Source organism: Actinospongiicola halichondriae (assembly GCF_049103745.1).
Classification (GTDB): domain Bacteria; phylum Actinomycetota; class Acidimicrobiia; order Acidimicrobiales; family Salinilacustritrichaceae; genus Salinilacustrithrix; species Salinilacustrithrix halichondriae.
In genome coordinates this window covers 2,019,909-2,044,737 of the sequence record NZ_CP171622.1, presented here as the reverse complement: position 1 = coordinate 2,044,737, position 24,829 = coordinate 2,019,909, and the positions used below count along the sequence as shown (strand labels likewise).

At 66.6% G+C, this 24,829-nt stretch carries 21 protein-coding genes and 1 pseudogene; 12 read left to right on the top strand and 10 right to left on the bottom strand.

All coding sequences use genetic code 11. From position 1 onward, the window contains the following. Positions 1 to 810: a hypothetical protein gene (locus AB8619_RS10060; protein ID WP_436792506.1), complete on the top strand. Its 810-nt coding sequence runs from the start codon at positions 1 to 3 to the stop codon at positions 808 to 810. Between the two features lie 21 nt (positions 811 to 831). Here AB8619_RS10060 and AB8619_RS10055 read toward each other — a convergent pair whose 3' ends face one another. Beyond that, positions 832 to 1,365 carry a hypothetical protein gene (locus AB8619_RS10055; RefSeq protein ID WP_436792505.1) on the bottom strand — a complete coding sequence of 178 codons (534 nt, stop codon included), beginning with the start codon at positions 1,363 to 1,365 and terminating at the stop codon, positions 832 to 834. A 128-nt stretch (positions 1,366 to 1,493) separates the two neighbouring features. Further along, a complete protein-coding gene (locus tag AB8619_RS10050) occupies positions 1,494 to 3,815 on the bottom strand; it encodes a DUF4012 domain-containing protein (RefSeq protein ID WP_436792504.1) in 2,322 nt (773 codons plus the stop codon). Here AB8619_RS10050 and AB8619_RS10045 point away from each other — a divergent pair. From AB8619_RS10045 to AB8619_RS10030, 4 genes and pseudogenes are all read left to right on the top strand, one after another. Beyond that, positions 3,804 to 4,625, top strand: a pseudogene (locus tag AB8619_RS10045) (nucleoside-diphosphate sugar epimerase/dehydratase); the annotation flags it as partial. The gene AB8619_RS10050 and the pseudogene AB8619_RS10045 sit on opposite strands and share 12 nt — an antisense overlap. A 211-nt stretch (positions 4,626 to 4,836) precedes the next feature. Continuing rightward, a complete protein-coding gene (locus AB8619_RS10040; protein ID WP_436796324.1) occupies positions 4,837 to 5,715 on the top strand; it encodes a polysaccharide biosynthesis protein in 879 nt (292 codons plus the stop codon). Between the two features lie 62 nt (positions 5,716 to 5,777). Beyond that, the gene (locus AB8619_RS10035) at positions 5,778 to 7,412 is read left to right on the top strand and encodes a polysaccharide biosynthesis tyrosine autokinase (protein WP_436796323.1); all 1,635 of its coding nucleotides are present in this window, start codon (positions 5,778 to 5,780) and stop codon (positions 7,410 to 7,412) included. Next, complete coding sequence (locus AB8619_RS10030) at positions 7,375 to 8,802, top strand: hypothetical protein (RefSeq protein WP_436796322.1); 1,428 nt, start codon at positions 7,375 to 7,377, stop codon at positions 8,800 to 8,802. Before AB8619_RS10035 ends, AB8619_RS10030 begins: the two co-directional genes overlap by 38 nt. Here AB8619_RS10030 and AB8619_RS10025 read toward each other — a convergent pair. Together AB8619_RS10025 and AB8619_RS10020 are read right to left on the bottom strand one after the other, a co-directional pair. Next, on the bottom strand, positions 8,796 to 9,704 hold the full coding sequence (locus tag AB8619_RS10025) for a sulfotransferase family protein (RefSeq protein ID WP_436796321.1): 909 nt from the start codon (positions 9,702 to 9,704) through the stop codon (positions 8,796 to 8,798). The genes AB8619_RS10030 and AB8619_RS10025 overlap by 7 nt on opposite strands. 20 nt (positions 9,705 to 9,724) lie before the next feature. Further along, positions 9,725 to 10,546 carry a glycosyltransferase gene (locus AB8619_RS10020; RefSeq protein ID WP_436796320.1) on the bottom strand — a complete coding sequence of 274 codons (822 nt, stop codon included), beginning with the start codon at positions 10,544 to 10,546 and terminating at the stop codon, positions 9,725 to 9,727. 62 nt (positions 10,547 to 10,608) lie between these two features. On the opposite strand from AB8619_RS10020, the gene AB8619_RS10015 reads away from it, so the two are divergent. From AB8619_RS10015 to AB8619_RS10000, 4 genes are all read left to right on the top strand, one after another. Then, a complete protein-coding gene (locus AB8619_RS10015; RefSeq protein WP_436796319.1) occupies positions 10,609 to 11,529 on the top strand; it encodes a glycosyltransferase family 2 protein in 921 nt (306 codons plus the stop codon). 71 nt (positions 11,530 to 11,600) lie between these two features. Further along, a complete protein-coding gene (locus AB8619_RS10010) occupies positions 11,601 to 13,337 on the top strand; it encodes an ABC transporter ATP-binding protein (protein WP_436796318.1) in 1,737 nt (578 codons plus the stop codon). A gap of 163 nt (positions 13,338 to 13,500) precedes the next feature. Beyond that, positions 13,501 to 13,944 carry an acyltransferase gene (locus tag AB8619_RS10005; protein ID WP_436796317.1) on the top strand — a complete coding sequence of 148 codons (444 nt, stop codon included), beginning with the start codon at positions 13,501 to 13,503 and terminating at the stop codon, positions 13,942 to 13,944. Between the two features lie 35 nt (positions 13,945 to 13,979). After that, entirely contained in the window at positions 13,980 to 14,684 is a 705-nt protein-coding gene (locus AB8619_RS10000) for a sulfotransferase (protein WP_436796316.1), read from the top strand. A gap of 46 nt (positions 14,685 to 14,730) precedes the next feature. Here AB8619_RS10000 and AB8619_RS09995 read toward each other — a convergent pair whose 3' ends face one another. After that, positions 14,731 to 15,345: a hypothetical protein gene (locus AB8619_RS09995; protein ID WP_436796315.1), complete on the bottom strand. Its 615-nt coding sequence runs from the start codon at positions 15,343 to 15,345 to the stop codon at positions 14,731 to 14,733. A gap of 122 nt (positions 15,346 to 15,467) precedes the next feature. On the opposite strand from AB8619_RS09995, the gene AB8619_RS09990 reads away from it, so the two are divergent. Beyond that, positions 15,468 to 16,280 carry a glycosyltransferase gene (locus AB8619_RS09990; protein WP_436796314.1) on the top strand — a complete coding sequence of 271 codons (813 nt, stop codon included), beginning with the start codon at positions 15,468 to 15,470 and terminating at the stop codon, positions 16,278 to 16,280. A gap of 838 nt (positions 16,281 to 17,118) precedes the next feature. Here the strand turns inward: AB8619_RS09990 and AB8619_RS09985 are convergent. Next, positions 17,119 to 17,970, bottom strand: a complete 852-nt coding sequence (locus AB8619_RS09985) for a hypothetical protein (protein WP_436796313.1) — start codon at positions 17,968 to 17,970, stop codon at positions 17,119 to 17,121. A gap of 51 nt (positions 17,971 to 18,021) precedes the next feature. Here AB8619_RS09985 and AB8619_RS09980 point away from each other — a divergent pair, with 51 nt between their 5' ends. Next, positions 18,022 to 18,957: a glycosyltransferase gene (locus tag AB8619_RS09980; protein ID WP_436796312.1), complete on the top strand. Its 936-nt coding sequence runs from the start codon at positions 18,022 to 18,024 to the stop codon at positions 18,955 to 18,957. Then, entirely contained in the window at positions 18,957 to 19,805 is an 849-nt protein-coding gene (locus AB8619_RS09975) for a glycosyltransferase family 2 protein (RefSeq protein WP_436796311.1), read from the top strand. Before AB8619_RS09980 ends, AB8619_RS09975 begins: the two co-directional genes overlap by 1 nt. Here AB8619_RS09975 and AB8619_RS09970 read toward each other — a convergent pair. The 4 genes from AB8619_RS09970 to AB8619_RS09955 form a co-directional block, all read right to left on the bottom strand. After that, on the bottom strand, positions 19,780 to 20,913 hold the full coding sequence (locus AB8619_RS09970) for a glycosyltransferase (RefSeq protein WP_436796310.1): 1,134 nt from the start codon (positions 20,911 to 20,913) through the stop codon (positions 19,780 to 19,782). The genes AB8619_RS09975 and AB8619_RS09970 overlap by 26 nt on opposite strands. Continuing rightward, positions 20,913 to 21,839 carry a glycosyltransferase family 4 protein gene (locus AB8619_RS09965; protein ID WP_436796370.1) on the bottom strand — a complete coding sequence of 309 codons (927 nt, stop codon included), beginning with the start codon at positions 21,837 to 21,839 and terminating at the stop codon, positions 20,913 to 20,915. The genes AB8619_RS09970 and AB8619_RS09965 overlap by 1 nt, the downstream gene beginning before the upstream one ends. A gap of 159 nt (positions 21,840 to 21,998) precedes the next feature. Continuing rightward, positions 21,999 to 23,138 (bottom strand): glycosyltransferase, encoded by a 1,140-nt coding sequence (locus tag AB8619_RS09960; protein ID WP_436796309.1) that lies wholly within the window; start codon positions 23,136 to 23,138, stop codon positions 21,999 to 22,001. Between the two features lie 50 nt (positions 23,139 to 23,188). Then, the gene (locus tag AB8619_RS09955; protein WP_436796308.1) at positions 23,189 to 24,601 is read right to left on the bottom strand and encodes a fibronectin type III domain-containing protein; all 1,413 of its coding nucleotides are present in this window, start codon (positions 24,599 to 24,601) and stop codon (positions 23,189 to 23,191) included. Positions 24,602 to 24,829: the final 228 nt, after the last annotated feature.

The following is a 24,829-nucleotide window of genomic DNA, read 5'->3' as shown; positions in this document are numbered from 1 at the left end:
GTGGGGGCGGTCGCGGGGGGCGACGATGCATGGCTCGACCGATTGCGCGACGCGCTGGCGGAGGCGCACGTCGAAGACGAGGCGGAGCAGCACGACGTCGATGACTGGCCGGACCCCGAGCCCGAGGTGACCCGAGAGCCGGTTCCACCATCGAGACCATCGACACCGGCCTCGCCGTCGGCCGACCTGGCGTTGATCGTCGACACGCTCGCGGGTGTGACCACGGCGTTGACGGGGCTGTCGGACCGGGTGTCGGTGATCGAGTCCGCCGGCCGGGAGTCCGCGCAGATCGACCAGGTCGAACTCGACGTCGTGGTCGCCGATGCCATCCGGCAGTCGATGACCAGGGCGCAGGCCACGGGAGCAGGTACCACTCGGCTCGAGACCGAGGTACGGGTGCTGGAGGAGACCGTCGGCAGGCTCACCAAGCGGGTCGGCGAGCTCAACATCGCTGCACTGGCACGCGACCGACTGGAGAAGGACGTACACGTCGAACGACTGGCCGACGCCGCCGATGCCGTTGCGGCGCAGGTGCGTGCCGCAGTCGAGGCTCGCCAGTCCTTCGACGCCGGTGTCGAGAAGATGCTCGATCACGCCCGGACGGGCGACGGCGAGAACGTGGCCTGGACCGACGTGATGTTCTTGACCCACGAACTCCGCAGCCGGGTCGATGACCTCGACGATCAGCAACGACGGGCGATGCGAGATCTGTCCGACTGGCAGGCGAGTGTCGACGATCGACTCAGCGCACTGCGCGGCGAACTCTTGAGCGAGATCCGTCGGATCGGCGAGCGGCCGGAGCCGAGCTGACGCCCAGGCGAAAGACGACGCTCAGGCGTTGACGAAGGCGGCCCGACGGCCCTGGCGCTTCTTCGCTGCGTAGACGGCGATACCGCCGATGGCGACGAGGATCATGCCGAGCCGGACCAGCGGGATCGAGTTGTTCGAACCGGTCGTGGCCAGGTCGCTCGAGCGAGCGGTGTTGACCGACAGCGTCGCCGTCTTGTCGCCGCAGGTGACGGTGATGTTGAACCGCCCCTTCGACAGGACCGCGGTCACGATCTCGAAGTCGCCGTTCTCGTCAGCCTGGCCTGAGCCCTGGTCGACGATCGGGGTGTTGCCGATCGGTGCTGCCGGCTGGCGGAAGCTCGAGGCAGCGCCGCGGCGGATCACGTACTCGACGGTGGTGTTCGGCGGGCAGTTGTCACCCGACAGGGTCAGTGACCCATCGGGGTTCACGACCACGTCGACGACGAGTGGTGTGTAGTCGTCGTCGGCGTCGACGCCGCCAGCGATCGCAGGGGCAGCGAACAGTCCGATCGCGCAGAGCGCCACCGCCACGAAGCTGGTCATCTTCTTCATCATCTCGCTACACCTCTGCCGCACACCGAATCGATTGGGTAGCCCGCCGGGGAGACTCTACTGCGGCGGGCGGGGCAACAGGGGTGTGGATCATGGGCCGTACGACCTGTTCACGCCCCGTTCACGCCTGCTCACGCTGGGTCGTCGACGGTGAGGACGTGGTCGAGCGGGGTGCTTTCGACCGATGTGCGTCGGCTCGCCCGATTGATGACCGCAGTGAACGTGTCGGTGCCGGCGACGCCGTTCGGGATCACCGCGAGGTCGTAGCTGTCGGTCGGCATGGCCCCGCGTACGTGGAAGACGACGGTCACGGTGGAACCGGCTGGGATGTCGACCCGCGTGTTGGTCCGGAACAGGTCGCCCTGCTCGAGAATCGCCGAGCCCGTGGCATCGCCGTCGACGGTGACCTCGACGACCTCGAGCCGTGAGTGGAGGTCGAGACCGATGCGATGGAGCGAATCGGGGAGCGTGTCGGATCGATCGCGGGCGCCGTCGCCGGTCACGTAGGGGTCGAGGCCTTCGGCGGGCGCACTGTTGGTGAGCTCGACCGTCACGGTGCCGTCGGCATTCCCGGCGGCGTCGATGTCGAGGTCGTAGCGGATCGCTCGGGAGAGATAGGCGTCGAGCTTGTTGGCCCGCAGGTTCTCCTGGGCCACGAGGAGTTGGTCGTCCGCTCCGAGGTCCTTCGGTGGGCGGAGGCCGACGCGTTCGAGTAGTTGGTGGTGGGTCTCGTCGAAGGTGGTGAACAACAGCCGGCGGGCCCGGGCGGCAGGGGACAGGAGGTCGGCCAGCCTGCGAGGGTCGGGGAGCGACGACGACGTGAGTTCGTCGAACGCGGCCTCGGCGGCGTCGCGAAGGCGGTCCTTGCGCTCGCCGTCGTCCTCGAACTCGGCCGCCAGGTACTGGTCGCGCAGCAGGTAGTCGACGGCGTCGCGGGCGGCCAGCGGCTCGCGTCCCTCGATCGGGACCGGCCCGGTCACCTCGAGGAGGAGTGCGAGGGCGTAGGGGTCGATGTAGAGCACGCCGTCGACCGGCGAGTCGGTGATGGCCGGGCCGAGTTGGGCGGCGACGTTCGCCGTCGCGGTGAAGTCCACGGAGTTGGTCCAGTTCTGGACGTACCGGACCGGGTCGGACGACGGAAGCGGCGCAGGGAAAGTGCCCTCGAGTTGCAAGCCCGACGCGGCGACCGCGCGGTTGGCCGACGTCACGCTCCCGGCGCTGGTGAAGTCGAGGTCGCCGCGATCCGCTCGTAGGTAGCCGACCGATGCGACGAAACCGCCCAGTTCGCGTGACTCGGCCGGGTTGCCGACGAGCACGAGATAGGTCTGGGGTCGTTCGGCCCCGAGGAGTTGCGGAGCGATCTGCAGCGCGTCGGACGCGTTCCGGGCAACGGGCAGGATCTCGTCGATCTCGTCGGCGAACTCGCCCACGCGGTCGGCGACCGGGGGTACGAGCCACGGTGTCCGGGCGTCGTCGATCACGCGCTGCGCTCGCTCGAGGGCCGCGACCACGGTGGTCGCCGTCGGGGTGAGTGCGCGGATGCGGGCGATGTCGAGGCCGCCCTCGGGTTTCGAGAGTCCCGACACGTCGAGTGTCGCGGCTTGCTCGGACGACAGGGCAGCGAGCGCCTGGCCCTCTCGTGCCACGTCGTCCACGACGCGAACGTGCTGTCCGAGCACCGGAATCGCCCGGGCGGGTGCGAGCCACCACGACGCGGCGATCTCCCGGGCGGCGCCCAGCTCTGCGCTGGCCTCGGCGAACGCCGCTGCGCTGGCCGGGTCCTCGCCGTCGCCGGCGGCAGCGAGACCGCGCCGGGCTGCGGCGACGCCGTCGCGCGCATGGCCCTCGGCCGAGAGCATGCCGTGGACGAACGCTCCGCCGATCGCTGCGAGGACCAACACCAGGGCGAGCGCCGGCAGGCGGAGCCGGCGCGTTCCCGCCGTGTTTGCGAGCGCAGAGACGACCAGGGGAGTGGCGGCCAGTGCTGCCGTGAGCGACGGCACGCCGAAGGCGAGGTCGGTGGGGAGGCGGAGGAGCGCCTGTGCGGCGATCGCTCCGACGACGGCGCCCAACTCGCGTTGGCGACGTCCGTAGGCGAGGGAGCCGAACGAGACGGCGAGCGAGCATGCGGCGAGCGTGAGCGGAACCGGGTCGTCGCTTCCGACGGCGCCCGCAGCGCCGGCCACCACGAACCACGTCCAGCGCCGGGCCCGGGCCGCGGCCACGGTCAGGCCAGCAGCGAAGGCCGCTCGATAGGCCACGTCGGCAACCGCCAGGCCAGTCGGCTCGCCGTGAGCGAACACCGCGGCGGTGGCTGCGACTGCCGCGATCGCCCACACCAGTCGCTGTGCCTTGCGGCGTCGGCGGCGCTCGGTGTGACGACGGACCCGCTTTCGCGACCGTTCCGCCGCCTCCGTGGAGATCGGATCGTCGAGGGGAGAATGGTCGGGCACGGCCGCTCGAATCTAGGGCGTTGGTCCAACACGGTCGCGTCGGTGCGGCGTGCCCGGGGCTACCATCGCCGCCGTACGGGCCCGAGGGATGCCAGTTCTGCTGGGAGTGGTGGAGTGCGAGAAGACGCCGAATCGGCTGGGGGCCGGACGGGCGGATTCGTCGCGCGGTTGACCGACTGGGCCGTGCTCCACCGTTTCGTGCTCTCGGCAGTGATCGACGCTGCGCTGATCGCGGTCGCCGTGGCGATCGCCAGCGCCATGCGGTTCGAGTTCGACCTCTCCCTCGTGGACTGGTGGTCGACGGCCGCCTTCATCGCCATGGCCGTCTCAATGCAGATCGCCCTCGGGATGCTCGAGGGCCTCTACATGGGCTCCACCCGTTTCGGCAGCTTCGACGAACTCGCGGGGCTCAGCCGCGCCGTCGTCCTGGGCACGGCCTTCGCAGCGGCGCTCAACCGCTACGTGCTCGAACGCGTGGTGCCGGTGAGCGTGAGCCTTGCCTACGGCGTCGGCGCGCTCGTCCTCATGTCCGGGGTGCGCTATGCCTGGCGTCTCGAGCTCGAACGACGACGGCGACCGAGCCTGTCGGCCTCTCAGAAGGTGGTGGTGTTCGGGGCGGGCGAGGGCGGTCATCAGATCATCACCGCGATGCTGCGCAACCCCGACGGTCGCTACTACCCGGTAGCGCTGGTGGACGACAGCCCGGCGAAGGCCCAGATGCGGATCTCGACCTCGAAGGTCGAGGGCCCACTCTCGGCGCTGAGCGAGATCGCCGCCCGTCACGGCGCCGATGCGCTCGTCGTCGCCATCCCGAGCGCAGGACCGGAGTTGCTCCGGCGTGCATCGGATGCTGCTCGTGCGTGCGGTCTGTCGGTGCTCGTCCTCCCGGCGGTCGAGGATCTCCTCGACGGCCGCATCCGGGTGAACGACCTGCGCCCGGTCACCGAGGAAGACCTGCTCGGTCGGGGTCACATCGACACCGACGTCGAGTCGATCGCGGGCTATCTCGCGCGATCGGCGGGTGCTGGTGACCGGGGCCGGCGGCAGCATCGGCAGCGAGCTGTGCCGGCAGATCACGCGGTTCGAGCCGGCCGAACTCGTCATGCTCGACCGCGACGAGAGCCTGCTGCATGCGGTCCAGCTCAGCATCGACGGTCGTGGACAGCTCGACTCACGGGCGCTGGTCGTGGCCGACATCCGTGATCTCGATCGCATCCGTGAGGTCTTCGAGGAGTGGAAGCCCGACGTGGTGTTCCACGCAGCTGCGCTCAAGCACGTCCCGCTGCTCGAGATGCACCCCGAAGAGGCCGTGAAGACCAACGTCGTCGGTACCCAGAACCTGCTCGACGTCGCATCGGAGTTCGCGGTCGAGCGGTTCGTCAACATCTCGACCGACAAGGCCGCCGACCCGGTCAACGTCCTCGGACGAACCAAGCGTGAGGCCGAGCGCCGCACGGCGGCGACGGCGGCGTGCAGCAGCGGCACGTTCATGAGCGTGCGCTTCGGCAACGTGTTGGGGAGCAGGGGCAGCGTCCTCACCGCCTTCCGCGAACAGATCGCCAACGGCGGTCCGGTCACGGTGACCCACCGCGACGTCACCCGCTACTTCATGACCGTCGGTGAAGCGGTGCAGTTGGTCATCCAGGCAGGGGCGATCGGCAACGACGGCGAGATCCTGATCCTCGACATGGGGGAGCCGGTCAAGATCGCCGACGTGGCCCAGCGGATCGTCGACGCCGAGAAGGCGGACATCGAGGTGGTGTTCACCGGTCTCCGCGAGGGCGAGAAGATGCACGAGGTGCTCATGGCGGAGAACGAACAGGGTGAACCGGGGTCGCATCCGTTGATCACCCATGTGGTCGTCGACGTGGACTCCCACGTGGCGCCTGATCATCGGTGAGCGTCGCCCGCCCCGTACAGTGGACCCTTCCGCCGGGCCCCCTGACGCACTGATCTGACTGCATGGACTTCTTCGAAGCGATCCAACTCCTCCGGCGCCGCTGGCCCGTCATCGTGCTCGCGGTGATCGCCGGACTCGTGGCGGGCTACGTCACGGCACCGGGTGAATCCGAGCAGGTCCTGCGATACCAGGCCACGACGACGCTGCTCGTGAACCCGCAGTCACCGCGTGGCGTCAACCTCGACCAGGCCGCGCTGTTGACGACCACCGGGCCCGTGCCCGAGGCCGTCGCCGAGTCGTTGGGCTTCGAGAGCGCTGCTGCCGCCCGGCGCGGGGTGAAGGCGACGGCCAACAAGGACACGGCGTCGATCGCGGTGCAGGCCACGCGAGGATCGAGAGACGGCGCCGAGGAACTCTCGTCGGCCTTCGCCGACGCGCTGATCGAGAGCCTCAGTTCGGCTGATCAAGAGCGCTACGACACCCAACTCGACGAGTTGAATTCGCAGACCGACGACCTCCGCGGACAGATCGAAGGGCTGCGACAGTTCCTCGTCGAGGATCCGGAGAACGAGGACCTGCAGTCACAGCTCGCCGCTGCGCAGCAGCAGTTGACCTCGGTCCAAGCGACCATCGTCCAGTTCCAGAGCACTGGTCCTCCCGAGCCGACGTTCCTCATCGTCGAACGCGGAGGCGCGTCCGCCGTCGAGAGCGACGGTCTGGCGGCGCCGGACGGAAAGCCGCAGCGCGCCATCCTCCTCGGCGCGTTCGGATTGATCCTGGGTCTCGGTGCCGCGTTCGCGCTCGATCGCCTCGACACCAAGATCCGGAACAAGGCCACGGCCGAGGCCGCATTCGGCTACCCGGTCATCGCCGAGATCCCGCCGCTCCCCGGCGGGAAGAAGCATCGCGACGAGCTGCTGGCGCTGACCCATCCGTCGTCGCCGTTCGTCGAGGCCTACCGCGGTCTGCGCACCGTGGTCGCGCTGACCGCATCGTCGGCCGTGAGCGGGAACGGGAATGGTGCGCAACACGGCACGGTCCTGCTGGTGACCTCGCCCGGTGCCGGCGAGGGCAAGACCACGACCGCCGCGCACCTCGCCGCGATGCTGGCCGAGGTCGGCCGCAGCGTGTTGGTGGTGAGCGGTGATCTCCGACGGCCGCGACTGCACGTGTTGTTCGACGTCGATCGCGAACCGGGATTGACCGAGATGCTGGGCGACGTCGACGGTCCGACGCCCGACCTACGTGAGCTCGTGCGGACCACCAAGATCAGCCGGGTCCGGATCCTGCCCAGTGGTGCGCCGACACCGAACCCCGCGCCGCTGCTGCGTCAGGCCAGCGAGGTCCTGCACGCCGCTCGACGGGTGTTCGACTTCGTGATCGTCGACACCGCTCCGATCCTGGTCGCCAACGACGCCACCGAACTGGCGACCGCCGTCGATGGCGTGATCCTCATGGCACGCGCCACGCACACGAGCATCGACGCCGCGCAACGATCGGCCGAGATCCTCGACCGCCTCAACACCAAGGTGCTCGGGACCGTGCTGGTCGGAGCCACCGACACCCCGACGGCCTACGGCTACTACCGGAACCGGTACTACGCCGAGAACGACACGAGCCGTCGTGACCGCCGGAAGCAGGAGAAGTCGGAGCGCAAGCGTGCCGCAGATCCAGACTTCGCCGACTCCGCGACCTGAGATCCGCCGACGTCGACGGCCGGTCCGTTCGACCTCCGGAAACGGCGCCACGTTCGCGGTCGCCCTGGTGCTCGTCGGCACGGTCGTCGGGCTCGCCTTCGGCCTGCAGACCAACGACTACAACATCTGGGGCGCCTTCATCGTCGGCCCCATCCTGCTGCTGCTGGCGCTGCCGTTGGCCCTGTCGTGCGCCCGCGTCGAGGGCGACCCTCGCCTCGTCCCGTTCATCATGGGCGCGGCGTTCGCCAAGATCATCGGTGGCGCCGTCGCTCGCTACGCGATGGTCTACGTGCTCTACGACTCGGGCGACGCCCGGCTCTATGACGAGCGAGGTCTCGCCCTCGCCGCGCAGTTCCGAGACGGGGACTTCAGCGGCATCGGCAAGCTGACGAGCACCGAGTTCATCGAGACGTTGACTGGATTCGTCTACACCGTGACCGGGCCGACTCAGCTCGGCGGATTCATGGTGTACTCGTTCTTCGCATTCGTCGGGACCTACCTCGCGTACCGGGCCTTCCGCCTCGGTTACCCCGACGGTGACGCTCGCCGCTACCGGTGGCTGATCTTCTTCTTCCCGACCATGCTGTTCTGGCCATCCAGCGTCGGGAAGGACGCGTTCATGGTCCTGTGTCTCGGCGCATGCATGTACGGCGTCGCCGCCGTGGTGCAGGGGCGACTGACAGGACTGATCGTGCTCGGCCTCGGGGTGTGGGGGAGTGTCGTCGTGCGACCCCACGTCACGTTGATCGTGCTCGTGGGCTTCGCCGTGGCGCTGCCGGTGTCGCTGCTGCGAGGCACGAACGGCGAGGTGGAGGACAGAGCGACTCGTCACCGTCTGACGGGGCTCGTTGCCGTGGTGGCTGTGGTCCTGGCGCTCGGCGCGGTCGTGTCTGCTGCCGAGGACCGTTTCAAACTCGACGAGCTCAATCCAGAGAGCGCCCAAGGGGTGTTCGAGGAGGTGAACCGGACAACAGGTCAGGGCGGCTCGTCGTTCACGGCTCCAAACGTCAACTCGCCTCCGGGGTTGATCGCTGCCGCAGTCACGGTGATCGCTCGCCCGTTCCCATGGGAGGCCAAGAACATCCAGTCACTCTTGACCGCTGCCGAAGGTCTTCTGCTTGTGCTGATGCTGGTACTTGCCGCACGACGGCTGCGTTCGCTTCCGGCTCTGCTCCTCCGCGAGCCATACGTGGCGTTCGCCGCGGTCTACTGCGTCGGATTCATCGTTGCGTTCGTCAACGTCGAGAACTTCGGCATCCTCGCCAGGCAGCGCGTGCAGATGTTGCCCGCACTGCTCGTCTTGGTCTCGCTCGCTCCGGTCGAGAACCGCCGTTTCGAGTCAGAGACCGTTGTTTCAGCCTCGAGTGATGCAGGGCACGCCAGTCACTGACGGATGGTGCGACGAAGCCGTCGACGGAGTCTGCGACCCACAGACTTCGCAGACTGGATAGTGCGATGAGGTCGGCTGGACAGAGTCGGATCCAGCTCGTACCCGAGTGATGCCATCAGAGGCCCAGCGATCCGCTCGATCTCGAATGCGATGTCTGGGCTCCATCTGGATGCTTCGCCTCGAAATCCTTGGGGTTCGGGGGTACCCGTCGTGAATGCGGTCGGAGCCACGGGCACAACCGTTCCGTCGGCCTTCGGGTCGATGTGGAGTGGAGACACGCCGAGGAAGTCGAAGATCCGGTCGAGTTCGTCCTGCGGAGAGCGCACGAGCGCCTCGTAGCGGACCTCGATGTACCTGTCGTCGAGTTCACGAGCCTCGAGTGCGCCAAGCACGAATCGGCGCCACATTGCGGCCGCCGCATCGGGGTCATTGGGTGCCCATCGGCGCCCCCAGGTCGAGGAGACGCGAACCAACGATTCGGCAACTTCACGTCCATCGCGGATGAGGTGGATGAACAGCGCGTTGCCGTCGGTGAGCCTGTCGATGAGATCCACGTGGTTGCTGTGCGCTGGCGTCTTCTCGACGACGATGCGCGCACCGGGTTTGCTAGCGATCACTCGATCCATGGTTCCGTCGACGAAGTCCTTGGTCAGACGATCGAAGTCCTGCGAGGTCAGCACCGTGGCAAGCCCGAACACGCGGTCGCGCGGTGCCACACCGGCGGCTATCTCTCGGCGCACCTCATCGAACGCCGAGCGATGGTGGCTCCATGTCTGGTGCATTGGTGCCAGGTAGCGCGAGAACAGATGAGTCTCGGGTGGAGCGACGAGGGACGGATGGGTCCCGAGGAGCTTCGACAGCCACGACGTGCCAGATCGTGGCGCGCCGAGGATGAAAGCCATCTGCGTCCTGCGGGCGCTCATCAGACGTACAGCACCCGCGAGCGCACCGACTGTTCGAGGTGGCCGACGAGCCTGCCTGTTCGCCGTGCCCACCGGGCGCGGACATCCCTGTCGCGGAGGAAGGGCACAGCTCTGATGATCGTCGACAACTCGCTCCGGGCCTCCCGCCAACCTCGACGCGGCATTCCGTGCTCACGCCATCGGCGGTAGAGGCGCACCTGCCCTCGCCCGTAATTTCGGTGCTGACGGAACATGTCCATCGGCGTCGACCTGGTCCGGTACCGCACCCCGGCGCCGGCTGCGTACACCGGCTCGTATCCCGCATCCATGAGCCGCCACGAGAGGTCAACGTCCTCGCTGAACGACATGTCCTCGCTGAAGCCACCAACCTCGAAGAATGCCTGTTTGGACACACCCATCGCAGCGCCCGACACGAACGGCCTCCAGGGGAATCGGATGAGGCCGGCGGACTGCGTCACTGCATCGCCTTCAGCTCCGGACCATGGGTCAAGACGCCCCGCCACGAAGTCATTCGCCAGTAGCGCCTCCGACATCGCTTCTACGAAGCCAGGCACCACCTCGTCATCGGAATCGATGAAGACAAGGCCGTCGCCGCCGGCGGAGGCGGCTCCGACGTTGCACGCGTGATGGCGCCCGGGACGATCATGCGCCTCAACGCATCGAACCCCTGCCGCTCTGGCAATCTCCGCTGTCGAATCAGATGAGCCGTTGTCGACCACGATCACCTCGACTCCAGCCGTCTGCGGTGCGAGTGCGGCCAACTGTGTCGGGAGCACCTTCTGCGCATTCAGGCAGGGAATCACGATGGTGATGCTGCGCACCGAAGCGAGCGTATGCGACCGCCGATCGCGAAAGCGCGTCCCGGTCACATAGTTTCCAAGGTATGGCGCAGCATCGGCGAACTCCGTCGACGGTGACCGTGATCATCCCCGTCGGGTCGCTCGACCATCTCGACGAGCAACTGGGGGCGTTGAGTCGTCAGGCCGTGGATGCGCAGTGGGACGTCGTCTGCGGCGACAACATCGGACAGCGCACTGCGATCGAGATGGCGTTGGCGAGAGCGGGTCTGGCCGACCACTCTGCAGTGGTTGATGCGACCGCAGCGCTCGGCGCTGGGGCGGTACGCAACGAAGCGGCTCGCCACGCCTCCGGGGAACTCCTCGCCTTTTGTGATGCGGACGACGTCGTTGACGACGGTTGGCTCGACGCGCTGGTTTCGGTGGCCCCTGACCACGACATCCTTGCTGGTTGGCTCGATGGATCGATGATCAATTCTCCGGATGTTGCTGGATGGCGTCCGACGAGACCACGACATCGTCCCGTTGGTGGCTTTCTACCGATCGCATCGTCTGGCAACTTCGCTGTGTGGCGCTCGGTGTTCGAGGCCGTTGGCGGATTCGACGCGGGCTATCTCCGGAGCCAGGACGTTCGAGTTCTCCTGGCGAAGCCAGTTGAGGGGCTACTCCCTCGGGTTCGTTCCAGACGCCGTCGTGCACTACCGGTATCGGAGTTCCGCGGGTGCTCACCTGCACCAGGCCTTCAAGAGCGGACAGGCGGCCGCCAGGCTCCACCGGGATTTCCGAGCTCACGGACACCCCGATCGTTCGGTCGCCGAGGCGCTCGTCGACCTGGTCTGGCTGCTCTCACGCGCCCCGCTCGCCTGCGTGTCTCGACCACGTCGAGGCGTGTGGCTACGCCGGCTTGGCGAGGCCGCTGGCCGCGCTGTCGGTTCGCTGCGCCACCGTACGATGTACCTGTGATCGCGGTTTCCCACAGACTCATCCGGGACCTGGTTGACCGGTGAACGGCGTGCCAGAGGCCTCACGGGCTGACACAGACCTCGAGAATCAACTGCGCATCGATCGAGATCGACCGATGGCCTGGAATCTCTGGCGGCTGGCATCGGCGTCGCGGTCTCGGTCGGCGTGGATCGCAGCGCTGTCGTTCGTGGGCGGGATCTGCGAGACATTCGCGATCGTGAGCATCGCTGCGGCGGCGTCGTCCTTCGTCGGTGACGAGTCCCGGATCTCGGTGAACCTCGGCCCCGTCGACGTGAATCGTTCCCTCACCTTCACCCTGGCGTTGGCGTCAGTGGCGGTCGTGCTCCGGCTGCTGACGCAACTCGGGTCGTCGTACCTGTCGGCGTTGCTCGCCACAGGCCAAGCGAACACCGTTCGTCGGGCGATCCTGCAGGCGTTCCTGAAGGCTGACTGGGCCAAGAAGTCCGAGGTGACCCCGGGACGGTTCCAGGAGGTCGTCTCGTCGCAGGTGAGCTCCTACAGCTCATCCATCCTCTTGGCGTCGAATGCGACGTCGGGGTTGATCAGTCTGGCAATTCTGTTGGTGTCCGCGGTGGCGCTCAACTGGGTGGCAGCGATCCTGATCGCGGCGACGACCGTGGTGATCGCGTTGTTGTTGCGGCCGCTCGGAGTTCTCACTCGGCGGTACTCGGAGGAGGCGCGCGATTCATCGTTCGAACTGATGGACTCCGTGAACGAGCTGACCTCAACCGCGCAGGAGACGCATGTCTTTGCCGTTGATGATCAGGTGCTCGATCGAGCCCAGGTCCATCTCGACCGCCTGCGAGCAAGCCGGACTCGCGCATCTTGGCTCAGTAGCACGGTGCCCGCCGCCCATCAGGCGACGTCGTTGTTGGCGATCGTGGCGGCGATCGCGGTGGTGACGCGAGTCGCCGACGATCAGTTGGCGAGTCTGAGCGCGGTGATCCTCTTGTTCATCCGATCGCTCACGTATGCCCAGTCGCTCCAGTCAGCGTTCGCTCAACTCAACAGCAGCTTGCCGAGTATGGAGTCGCTCCGGGACGTCCTCGGTGACTATCGGTCGCACGAGCGAGCGTCTCTGGGGGTCTCTCTCGATGCGCCGCTCAGCGGCCTGCAGTTCGACGACGTCGGGTTCACCTACCCGGGGGGGCACCACGCGCTCCGGCACGTGACGTTTTCCTCCGCCCCCGGCGAGAGCATCGGCATCATCGGCCCGACAGGATCGGGGAAGTCGACCCTGGTCCAACTGCTCCTCCGCCTGCGAGCGCCGTCCGAAGGGCGTTTCTCGGTCGGTGGGATAGATGCTGAGAGCGTGGCATTGCGCGAGTGGTATCGCCGAGTGGCTCTGGTGTCACAGGAAGCGAAGATGATCGCCGGGAGCATTGAGGACAACATTCGTTTCCTCCGGTCTGAGTACTCGGACTCTCAGGTGCGTCAGGCGGCTGAACGGGCGCGACTCGGTCCCGACCTCGAGCGGTTTGAGTTGGGGATACACACGCCCGTAGGTCCTGGCGGTGGTCGACTCTCGGGAGGGCAGCGGCAGCGAGTGGCATTGGCGCGTGCGTTGCTCGGGTCCCCAGAGGTGTTGGTGCTCGATGAGCCGACCAGCGCACTGGATCTTCAGACCGAATCGTTCGTGCAGGAGACGATCGAGCTTCTCCACGGTGAGGTAAGCCTGTTCATCGTGGCCCATCGTCTGAGCACCGTGAAGCGGTGCGACCGCATCATGGTTCTGGAGGACGGGGTCGTAACCGCATTCGAGTCGCCGAACACACTGGAGCAAACGAGCGACTTCTATCGCCGCGCGGTCGAGCTATCAAGCCTCGAGTAGTCCTGAGGCGCGGTCGCTTCGTGGCCAGGGAGCTTGCCGGGACACCACCTATGGTTCACCTCTAGTGAGAGATCCCCGCAGTAGATATCGCTCGTGGCGGAAGGCGCGCCGCCAACAATCATGGCGCCGTCAGGTCGATGGCTGTGCAGCGCTGGGTTCGAACGTGCGGGTCAACGGAGACATCACTCTCATCGGGCGCCATGCTGTTCGGATCGGCGACAACGTCCATATCGGCGCCGGGGCGTATTTCTATGCGGATGGAGGCCTCACGATCGGCGACAACACGCACATCAGCCGGAACCTTGTCATCTACACATCTGGCCATGACCACGGGGGTACTCGACTGCCCTACGACGAGAGCCGTACCCGAAACCCGGTTTCAATCGGGCGAAATGTATGGATTGGCATGAATGTCTGTATCGCCCCCGGCTCGGTTATCGGCGATGGAGCGATCGTGGGTCTTGGCACCGTCGTGTTCGGAGAAGTGCCACCGCTAGCGATCATTGGCGCCTCTCCGTGGCATCAGATCGGGTCGCGAGACCCCACGCACTACGAACGATTGGACGCTGCACGCCAGTACGGCGGCGTGAATGGCCGACGGCTGTGACGACTACGTGGCCAAGGCGGATTCCGAAGCGTTGGGTGGCGATCGCCCGCGGATTGACATCGCCGATCCGGCGCCTGCCCGACTTCGTCGTGATCGGTACGCAGCGAGGTGGGACGACCTCGCTTCACAACTGGCTCGGCCAGCATCCCGACCTTCACCCGAGCAACGGGAAGGAGGTCCACTACTTCGACGACAACTTCGAACGTCCGGTCCGTTGGTATCGCAGTCACTTTTCGGTTCGGCGATCGGGTCTTGCCTTCGAGTCGACCCCATCGTTGCTCTACGAACCCGATGCCCCCGGCCGGTTTCAGCAGGTGCTCCCCGCTGCGAAGGCCGTTGTGGTGCTTCGGAACCCAGTGCATCGCGCCGTCTCGCAGTATCACCATGAGTACGGCCGAGGATCGGAGACCCGTCCGCTGCTGGAGGCCATCTGGTCGACCCCCACGAGCAGACACAACGCCTATCTGCACCGCGGGCAGTATGTGGGTCAGTTGAGGCGATGGGTCGACACGGTTGGTTGGGGCCGACTGCTCGTTCTCGTGTCGGAGGAGATCTACGCGGACCCGCAGGCCGCCGTCGACAGCGTGGCGGACCGAATTGGTGTCTCTCGTTACCCGATCTTGCCAACACATCGAAACCGTCAGAGCTACGGTTCGACAGAGGTGCACGGACTCGAGGACTACTTCGCTCCGTACAACGCCGAACTCGAGGAGTTTCTCGGCCGAGCCTTGCCTTGGTGAACGGAATTCCAATCCGTCTGGCCGTGTGCTCGCGCTGGGCGATGCACTACGACGTGGTCGAAGGCTGGCTCTCGTTGTGACGAGTCGAGAACTCGGCGAGCGCCCGGTCGAGATTCCCAGACGCTCCGATGCGCCTCCAGAATTCGCTGAAGTGCGTAGTTGCTGACTCCAGCGCAACGTTGATGTGGGGCTTGTCGCGCAGGAACTCGGAGATGTTGTCATTGATTGTGTGCACCATCAGCGCGCTTCCCTCTTCCAGATCCTCGGGCGTCCACGGCTCCATTCGGAACAACACGCCATGAAGGAATCCGGAGACGATGGACGTCGGGATTCGACGCACTCGTCGTGTCGTGGCGATCGCGGTTCGAATGCTCGGTCGTCCTGCGTCGGGTTCGTGATGCCGCCGCGAGTAACTGCGTACGACGTCCTTGTCTCCACGAGTCAGATGGACATAGAAGGCATCCGGATAGCGCTTGCTCAAGGACCCGAGAAACCAGGCGAGCCGGTTGTCGACCTCGATGTGGTTGTCCGGATATTCGAGTCTGTCGCGGATGGCACCGATGCGAGTCTCGTGGCCGACGCTGTAGTTGCTGGCGTGGCGACACGCTTCGGAGAACGTCACGGAACCCGCGCGGCCCGTCGTGAGTACGAAGACTCGCATGCTGCGAGCCTATGGCCGTATCGGCGGTCGACGAACACACGACGCGCCAGAAACTCCCGTTAGCCTCGCCCAGTGCGTAGCAATTGCCCATCGCTTGTCCATGGCGTCGTCGAGTCGTGACCATGGAGCGCTCCGTTGATCTCTACATGCCTGTGTACAACAGGCCGGAGTTCACGAGAATCGCACTTGAGACGCTGCGCGAACACTCGACTTGGTCGCTTGTGCGCCGGTGTGTGTTGCTGGACAACTGGTCCGAAGAGCCGACGTCCGCGGTGCTCAAGGAGTTCGCCACCAACACGCCGCGAACGAGCGTGCGGCGGGTTCGGGGGACGACCGTCTCTCGGGTCATCCGCGTCGGCACGAGACGGGAGCGCCATCGCTCAGCGCCGTACATGGTGAAGACCGACAATGACTTCCTCCTGCCTCCGGGGTGGCTGGATGTTGCTGTCGCAGCGATGGAGACGAACAAGCACGTCGACGTCCTTGGACTCCGCGAGCCAATGGACCCATCGTGTGGCCGTTGGGGAGATCTGTGGTCTCTTGGGACCGAGGGCCCGAGAATCACGGTTCCGACGTCGAATCCAGGCGGGATCTTCATCGCCCGGGCTCGGTCTTACCACGCCAACAGCCATCGTGGGGCTCGCAGGCAAAGGGGTGGGGCGCTCTACACGAAGAACTCACTCTCCAGCGTGTTCGCGACCCTGCAGCGCGAAGGGAAGATCCAGCTCGGACTGCTCGATCCGCCGTTGTGCGGGGTTTCCATCGACCGCTTGGTCATTGATAGCCACCCGTATCCCGAGGCGATCGGTGCCTATGGCGTTGATCGGGACGAGATCGCGTCGCTCGTCAACCACTACAACGACGTCGGCCACTGTCGGCGTCGTCTCGTCGGGGGCAAACTAGTGGACACCTCCAAGGACGAACCCGCTCCGTGACCTTGGACCAGGGCCGTTCGACGGACGTATCGCCCGACCGTGCTGTCGTGTCCACGCGCTTCGCTATCAAGGGTTGGAAGAAACCGCCGCCCAGTGCGGAGTGGATCGAGTGGCGTTGGAGTCTTTGGCGGGCCCTGTCGCTTCCGGCCTACGCGTCGATGCCTGATGAGTCGATCGTGGTGGTGCTGTTCGTGTGCCCAGAGCGGCTGGACCTGGTCGCCGCCCTTGTCCGAAGCGACCCGGTGGCGTCCACGTTTGCTCGGGTGGTGTGCACTCGTAGCAGGTTCGGGTTGACGCCCGACGGTGATCTTGACTGGCCCGCCGCGCATGGAACTGTCCTCGGTGTCCGATGCGACAGCGATGACGTCTTGTCGCCGGTTTCACTGGCTCGACTCGCAGGTCGTTCGCGTCGGTCACATCACGACTTCTTTGACCTGAGCACCGGCATTGTCGTCGATCCAGCGAACGGTCGAGCTTGGAAGGTTCGGTACGCAGCGACTCGCCAGGGCCCGTACTTCGCTCACAGCGAGAGTGGCATCTCGGACGTCTTCTCGATGGACGTCGCTCATGTGGATGCTCGTGCGGGACGAAGAGTGCAGCGGGTGCTCGAGCCCACGTGGGTCCAGACCCTGCACGGATCGAACGTGCTGAACGACATCCCTCGGCTGGGGTCCGCGCGCTTCGCTCGCTTCCGCCCGAGGGTGGCTGACGCTCGTGAGCTCTCACAGCGATCCGCCACGAGAGCGCTTCGCAGGATGGGCCTGGAGCACGTGGCCGAACTTGCGCTCCCGCCGGGATCGCCGAGTGATGAACCTGGCTCCTGACGCGGAATGACCTCTCACTCGTCAGCGTTGCTCGTCGTTCGACCGACCTCGGCGAACAGCCCCGGTCCGTTCGGCGCCACACGCGCGAATGCATCGGCTGCAGCGTCGAGAGCAGATCGAACCGGCGGGGGGACTGCGTCGTTGGCTGAGCGGACAAGCTCTGCCTCCGGGTCGCGGAACACAACCCTGCGGAGCGCTCGACGCACTGGCTTCGGTACGACGCTGGCCCGCTGGAGGACGCCGCGATTCCAGAGTGCCGCACCTGTTCGACTGAGGTGGAGCCCGTCGCTGGCGGCATTGAGTCGTGTCGCCGGCCATGGATACTCGTCGAGTTCCAGGTGGCGCAACAACGACGGCCACGCATCGCCGGTGTGGACGAGTTCATCGAAGGACGCGATGAGCACTTGCTCGGGCCCGAACGCATCGAGGTATGGCGCGAGGCCGTCGCCGTATCTGCTCAGGCGTTGGTAGGGACCGGCGGGATCGCCGACGGCATCGGCGAACGTCCGACGTTCGCGGCCACGACGAACCTCGTGGAGGTAGTGCGATCGGATGCGGTCCTCGAGAGTTCGGGCGATGAACACAAGGCGTACTTCTGGCAGCGTGGAGCGCATGCGCTCGGCGGCTGCTGTCGCATACTGAGGGTCTGAGTAGCTGGGAGAGGCCTCGCCGGTGATGAGATGCTTGCGACCGTCCGGGAACAGCGCTCGGTACCAGTCCTCACCCCGTTGCCAGTTCGTCGAGAAGAAGTCGGGTTCCTTCATGTCCGGTTCGTTCACGCCAGGATGCGAGGCAAGCCAGTTGAACACCGATGTCGTCCCGCCCTTCATCGGGCCGATGACGATGAAGCTGGGGAGCGGCCGCATGGCACTGCTTTCTAGCGGTCTTCCGATGTGTGGCCGTGGAGCGCCGAGGTGATGGGCCGTTCGACCGAGGTGTGGGTGGTGCTGCCGACGTTCCGACGGTCGAGCGGCGTCGTCACTGTCGTCGAGTCCGTGCTCGCGCAGGACCGTCCAGTCGATCGGTTTCTCATCGTTGACAACGATTCCTCAGCCGTCGAATTGGTGCTGCCGAGCGAGGACGGGTTGGTCGAGGTCGTGCGGCCCGGAGAAAACCTCGGGCCGGCGGGAGCCACTGCGCTTGCGATGAACGCCATGCTCGACGAATGCGCTGGCGACGCCTGGATCCTCCGACTCGACGACGACCGTCCACTTCCACGAGACAGCTATGTCTCCGAGATGCTGGTGTATGCGGGATCGCTCGTCGACGAGGATCCCCAGGTGGGTGGTGTGGGGCTTGTCGGAGCGCGATACGACCGACGCCGGGCACGCCTCATTCGCGTCGCCGACGAGGAACTCACCGGGCCGGTAGTGGTCGATTATCTCGCCACCAACCACTTCCCGTTGTTCCGGTTGGCAGCGATACGCGACGCCGGGCCGATGGATGCAGACCTGTTCTTCGGGAGTTCCGAGGTCGAGTTCGGCGTTCGCGTCTCCGATGCTGGTTGGAAGCTCGTCGCGGATGGCAACGCATGGCGTGAGCTCCGAGCAGCGAGGGCAGGTCGCGAGCGCAATCGCCAGAACCGACAGCCGGCGGGGACGTTCGACTGGCGCCGTTTCTATTCCATCCGGAATCAGGTCCACCTCGCTCGCCGCTACTCCAACAGGGCGGCGGCAACCGTGACCGCTCGTCAGGTGTTCGGTGGCCCGCTGAGACGCTTCCCCAGTGATCCGGGTCGTTCGGTGTCGCAGATCCGTTCTGGCGTACGCGCAGCCAGGGATGGCTGGGCAGGTCGCCTTGGTCGAACCGTCGAGCCGCATGGCGAGTCGAGCGGCGACGTACCGGACACCTGATGGGTCTCAGCGTGATCATCCCGGTCAGGAATCGTGTCGACACTCTCGTTCGGGCCATCACCTCGGTATGGGCTGACGATGACCGGACGCGCGTTGTCGTCGTCGACGACGGCTCGGATCGTCCCGTGAGCGAGAGTCTCCCGAACGAGGTCTTGGAACGCGTGGAGTTGGTGCGATCGGACCGGTGGATCGGTGTCAGTGCAGCGCGCAACCTGGGGATCCGATCGTCGGAAACCGAGCTCGTCTCGTTTCTCGACAGCGACGATGAGGTCCTCGACGGGTGGGCGGCTGGACTCGTTGCGGGAATCGCCGCCGCTGACGTGATCTGTTGCGGTGCAGAGATCCGATCCGAGACCGACACCGAGGTCCGGCTCCCACGCTCACTGGGGCCGGTGTACAACCATGTCTCAGGGCTCTTCCTCGCTGGTACGTATGCGGTGAGGAGGTCACTGCTCGACGCTGTCGGCGGGTTCGACGAGCGCTTCCGATTCAGTGAGAACACCGACCTCGCGCTGCGTCTCACCGCGGCGACCACCTCGATCGCGACCATCGATCGACCGCTGATGCGGGTCCATCATCGGGGCCGACGCGAGGAACATGACGAGGGTCGCTACCTCGGAGCGTCACTGATGGTCCAAGAACACCGGTCCCGGCTCGCTCGGGATCCGGCGCATCTCGCCGCGTACTTCTCGATCATCTCCGTCGGGGCAGAACGACAGGGTCACCTGTGGGCAGCGATCTCCGCTCAGGCACGGGCTCTGCGGCTGCAGCCATCGTGGAGGAACCTCGTGAGAGTCGGTCGACCGGTGGTTCGCACGGCACTCAGCCGCCTGCGGCGCGCTCCATGAAGTCGGCCATCGCACGTGACACGGTCGCGAGCCCGAAAGTGTCCCGATAGCGCTGGCCGATCGAGCGGTCCGGAGGAGCACCGTCGACCGCAGCCAGCAGGCCAGCCCCGAGAGCGTGGCGGTCGTCGACAGGGACGACGCGGATTCCCGGGCCGCCGGCGCCGATCATCTCCGTGATCGGATCGATGTCGGAGGCGACGACCGGCAATCCGACGGCGAGCGCCTCGAGGAGTGCCCCGGGGAAGCCTTCTCTCCGGGACGGGAGTGCGAACACGTCGGACGCAGCGAGCACCGCTCCCACGTCATCGACCGGCTCCATCCATCGCACTCGGTCTTCGACCCCGGCCTCCCGGGCAAGAGTCTTGAGCAGTGCGGTCGCACTCCCGTCGCGACCCAACACGACGAGCCGGAGATCGGGCTTCGATCGCGCTGCATCGGCGAACGCCTCGATGAGTACGTCGAGTCCCTTGCGGTGTTCGTGGCTGCAGACGGCCAGGATCCAGCTCTCGTCGGGGTTCCCGCCGAGCGCGAGCCGAGCTGACGATCTGCTGGCAGGAGACCACGAGGGATACCGGCTGAAGTCTCGCCCGCGGGGGACCACGTCGATCTGATCGAGCGGGTAGCGGAGGCGGGTGCTCATGGTCTGTCTCACCGATTCGGACACCGCGTGCAGCCGTGACGTCAAGCGGGCCGTGACGATGTCCGCGGCCTGGAACGCGTGGAGTCTCCACTGGTGGGGGACCGATGCACGGTGCTCCGCTCCATAGCTGACGTTGACGAGGCTGGAACTCACCGTTGTCCTGGAGAGTCGGGCGGCCACACGGCCGATGAGGTCGGCCTCTGCGAGCGTGGTGTGGACGTGGTCCGGGTCGATCGAGGCGACGAGGTGGCGGAGTTCCCCGATGGCCGCTCGTCGGGAGGTCGCTCGGTCCAGGTGATGCACGACGGCACCCGAACGTGCCATCGTCGGTTCGAGGTTCGGTTCGGTACGTCGGAGCACCGCGAGATGGAGGTCGATCCCGCCGGACACGAGGTGGGGCGCCATCGCTACCAGCGAGCGCTCTGCGCCACCGATGGCCAGGGAGTCGATGCAGTACAGGACCCGCATCAGATCACCTTCCCGTGCTCGTCGAGCGTTCGGTTGCACACCGAGATCCACTGTCGAGCGACCGAGGTGATCTCGTACTCGCTGGCAGCGTGCACGCTGGCGGCGAGCCCGAGTCCGGACGCGAAGGCGGGGTCCGACCGGAGCTTGTCGATCGCTGTGCTCAATCGGCTTGCGTCGCCGATCGGCACGATCAGACCGGTCTCACCGTCCTTCACCACGTCCGCGATGGCACCGACGGGTGTGGCCACCGACGGCACGCCGCACATCGCCGCCTCGATGAGGGCCGCAGGCATGCTGTCTCCACCAAGCGATGGCAACACACAGACATCAGCGGCATGGAGGAGCGGGACGGGGTCGTCGACGGCGCCCAGGAACCGCACCCTGCCTGGGGGGTACTTCTCGGCGGCGGCTTCGAGCCGCTGTCGATCGGGACCGTCTCCGGCGACGAGCAGAACGACGCGCTCCATCCCCGCCACGGAGTCCAATGCGACGGATATGCCCTTCTCGGGTACGAGCGCACCGAGGTAGAGGATGCAGAACTCATCCGAAAGTCCCTGCGCGTTGCGTGCGTGGGCCCGCTGACCGGCATCGGGGGGTGCGAATCTCGCGCGGGGCACGCCGTTCGGGACGACGTGGACACGTGCGCGCGGATAGCGGAACGCCGAAGCGACGAGGTCCGCAGCCTCGTCCGCCAGGGCGACGACGGCAGCCGTCGTCCGCAGCGCCACCGCAGTCTGCAGCCGGCGTCGTCCGGGTGGAGCCCAGAAGTTGGGATCACTGATCTGGCGATACACGAGTCGCTGCCTGGTCCCAGCCAAGGCCAGGGCACTCACGGGGAGGGTGGTCGATCCATGGGCAACGACGACATCGGCGTCGGAGGAAGCGCTCCGGAGAGCAGCGAACGTCGCTGGACTCCGGCGCTTGATCCCGAGCGTTCGAACGTTCGAGTCGCGGGGGACCCGCCGCTTCTGGCGCGAGAGCCACCACGCGGGAATCGACGTCGAGTTCGTCCATGGCCTGCGAAAGGTCGGTTGCGAAGACTTGCGCTCCTCTCCGACGATCGTCGGTGATCACGTGCAGAACCTTCACGGCGTCACACTCCCCGCGACCACGCGGTATCGGTGCTGCTGCATGTTCACGGCGTTGGAGATGTCGAACGCCTGGCTCCGTGCCATCGCTCGCTGGGACATCTCTTGGCGTGCGCCGTGCTCGACCAGAGCGCTGAGGCCTCGCGCCAGGTGGTCTACGTCTCCTGATGCGACGAGAAGCCCGTCGACGCGGTCGGTGATCACCTGCGACACGCCGCCGACATCGGTCACGACACTCGGCAGGCCCATTGCCATGGCTTCGAGGAGGGCGATCGGCAGGCCCTCGTACTTCGACGACAGGCAGAACACGTCGCCGGCGGCCAGGACGCCGATGGGGTCGGCCTGGTAGCCGAGGAACCGGAACCGGTCGCCGAGCTCCAACGCGTCGCGCAGCGCAGCGAGCTCACCTTCGAGTGGACCTTGGCCCACGCTCAGGAACCGGACGTCGAGGCCGTCATCCACGAGGCGTCGTGCTGCTCGGAGCATCGTCGGATAGTCCTTGTTGGCCCGGAGGTTGGCCACGGTCACGACCACGAGCTCATCGCCCAGGCCGAGGCGAGCACGCGCCTCGTCCCGCTCTGACCGCCGCTCGGCGATCGCATCGACGCCGACTCCGTGGATGAGCACCTCGGTCCGTGCACGAGCTGACGAGGACATCGACTCGCGGACCTGATCGGATACGGCGAAGGTGTGGTCCTCGAGGCGGATCGTTGCACGGTTGGCGCCACGGGTGAGGCGGTTGTGCGACGACCACATGTTGTGTTCGGTGCCGACGAGTGCTGGCCGGTGGGCCTGGGGGAGTGCACGCAGTGCGAGACGGGCCTGGGTGGCCACGAGCGGCGAGTGGTTGTGGACCACGTCGATCTCGTGCTCGCGTACGAACCGGCGCAGCCTGGCCGTCCAACGGGGGTCGTACGCCTTGGACGAGTCGAGACAGTGGACGTGCACGCCGGCCGACTCGAGTTCCGCGACCAGATGGTCCTTCCACGGCAACAGGTACGCGGCGTGGAACTCGAACCGCTCGTGATCGGCGAGCGACGCGAACGAGAGCAGAAGACGCTCGGCCCCGCCCGGGCCCAGTCCCTTGGTGAGCCAGAGCACCTTGATCCGGCGTTCGGTCGACGGAGACGGCGACACGGCGCGTGGTGTCCTGGCTTCGGTGGCCCCGACGAGGGTCGGGGCCGAATCTAGGCCGGGCCCGCAGTGGGCAGGAGGTAGTTGATCGTCAGCGAGCCGGCCTGGCCGGCAGTGCGACCCGACGCTGCTGCTGTCGTGGGGTTGCTGACGCCGCGGAACCCACCGGTGCCTGGATTGGGGGTACTCGAGGTCCCTGCCGCGCTACCTGTGGAACCAGCACCGCCTCCGCCACCGCCCCCAGCCCTGTTGGCTGTGGGTCCGGGTGTGCCGCCATCCGTGCCTGCGATCGCCGAGGTCGTCGCGTTCGCTGCTCCTCCGGCTGTGGTGTTGCGCGCTCCGCCGCCACCAGCGCCGCCTCCTGCGACAACCAGATCGGTCGATGGAGTACGTCGAAGGACCGATGCGCCGCCGCCGCCGCCGCCGCCACCAGTCGGGGCTGCTCCGCCACCGTTGCCGACGTCACCGGTGCCGCCATTGCCACCGTCATAGCCGACCAGCGGGTTTGCCCCGCCAGCGCCGGCGGCGGCGGTGCCACTCGAAGCGGTTCCGCCGGGCGAGCCGCCGGAGCCGACAGTTGCGGCGAGCGTCTCGCCGGGAGTCGTGCCGACTGTGGTCGTGAGGCTGCCTGGCTGACCGTGCGTACCGCCGACGCCAGCACCGGTGCCTGCACCGCCGGTGCCACCGGCACCGCCGATTGCTGCCACCTCGACCGAGGTCACGCCTGTCGGCACGACGAAGTTCGAGGACGAATTTCCTGTCGTGTTGCTGAACGTGGTCCTGGTGAGGGTGTAGCCGTTCGAGGCGGTTCCGCCGCCCGACCCGTTGACAGCTCGGATCCGGATCACGTAGCTGGCGCCGGTGAGGGCGGGGATCGCGAGCGGGCTCGCCGTGCTGACGGGACTCCGTGTCGTCCACGATGCGCCGTCGTCGGTGGAGTACTGGTAGTTCGTGATCGCCGACCCGCCGTTGCTGGCCGGGGGAGTGAAGCTCACCGACGCGCTCGTGGGGCCGGTCGCTACGGCGGTGATCGTCGGAGCGCTCGGGGCGGCGGGCGCAGCGTCGGTCGTGAACGTCGTGACGGCCTGCACGCCGACTCCTGCGGTGTTCACGCCACGGAGTTCGAGGGTGTAGAGGGTCGCCGCGGTGAGGCCGTTGATCACGAACGGGTTGTCGAGATTGATGTTGACCCAGCTGCCCGTCAGGTTGAGCCGGTACTCGTAGGAGGCGGGTGTGCCACCGGTGGTCGGCCCCACGTAGTTGACCGTGACCGACGTCGCAGTCGGCGTGATGACACCAAACGTCGGCGGACCGGGTGGCAGAAGCGGAGCGGTCTGCGCCGCAGCCGGGCTCGGGAGGCTGAGGTAGGTCAGGCCGACGCCGACGCCGACACCGCTGGCGGCGAGCATCTTGCGACGGCTCCAGCCGTCGCGCTCGACGATCCCGCGCTCGACGAGATCATCCATGTGTCCGCGCAGCTCTGTTGGGAGCGATCGATGGTCGACGCCTTCGATGGCGAGGTGGAGCGCTTCTGCGGCAGGTCCGGAGACGCGGTGAACGCCCTCGTTGCCTGCGTCGAGGACCACGGCGTCGCCATCGATCTTCTCGACGCGTAGGCCGTTCCGTACTTGGTACCGCATTGGACCGAAGCTCCTGCCGCCCGCTTAGTCGTCTGACAACGTCGTGATGGTAGC

Excerpts from the sequence above, each read along its gene's own strand:
- AB8619_RS10055 (WP_436792505.1), bottom strand. The coding sequence starts at position 1,365 with ATGATGAAGAAGATGACCAGCTTCGTGGCGGTGGCGCTCTGCGCGATC.
- AB8619_RS10035 (WP_436796323.1), top strand. The coding sequence starts at position 5,778 with ATGGACTTCTTCGAAGCGATCCAACTCCTCCGGCGCCGCTGGCCCGTC.
- AB8619_RS10025 (WP_436796321.1), bottom strand. The coding sequence starts at position 9,704 with ATGGCTTTCATCCTCGGCGCGCCACGATCTGGCACGTCGTGGCTGTCG.
- AB8619_RS10015 (WP_436796319.1), top strand. The coding sequence starts at position 10,609 with ATGGCGCAGCATCGGCGAACTCCGTCGACGGTGACCGTGATCATCCCC.
- AB8619_RS10010 (WP_436796318.1), top strand. The coding sequence starts at position 11,601 with ATGGCCTGGAATCTCTGGCGGCTGGCATCGGCGTCGCGGTCTCGGTCG.
- AB8619_RS09995 (WP_436796315.1), bottom strand. The coding sequence starts at position 15,345 with ATGCGAGTCTTCGTACTCACGACGGGCCGCGCGGGTTCCGTGACGTTC.
- AB8619_RS09990 (WP_436796314.1), top strand. The coding sequence starts at position 15,468 with ATGGAGCGCTCCGTTGATCTCTACATGCCTGTGTACAACAGGCCGGAG.
- AB8619_RS09985 (WP_436796313.1), bottom strand. The coding sequence starts at position 17,970 with ATGCGGCCGCTCCCCAGCTTCATCGTCATCGGCCCGATGAAGGGCGGG.
- AB8619_RS09980 (WP_436796312.1), top strand. The coding sequence starts at position 18,022 with ATGGGCCGTTCGACCGAGGTGTGGGTGGTGCTGCCGACGTTCCGACGG.
- AB8619_RS09975 (WP_436796311.1), top strand. The coding sequence starts at position 18,957 with ATGGGTCTCAGCGTGATCATCCCGGTCAGGAATCGTGTCGACACTCTC.
- AB8619_RS09970 (WP_436796310.1), bottom strand. The coding sequence starts at position 20,913 with ATGCGGGTCCTGTACTGCATCGACTCCCTGGCCATCGGTGGCGCAGAG.
- AB8619_RS09955 (WP_436796308.1), bottom strand. The coding sequence starts at position 24,601 with ATGGATGATCTCGTCGAGCGCGGGATCGTCGAGCGCGACGGCTGGAGC.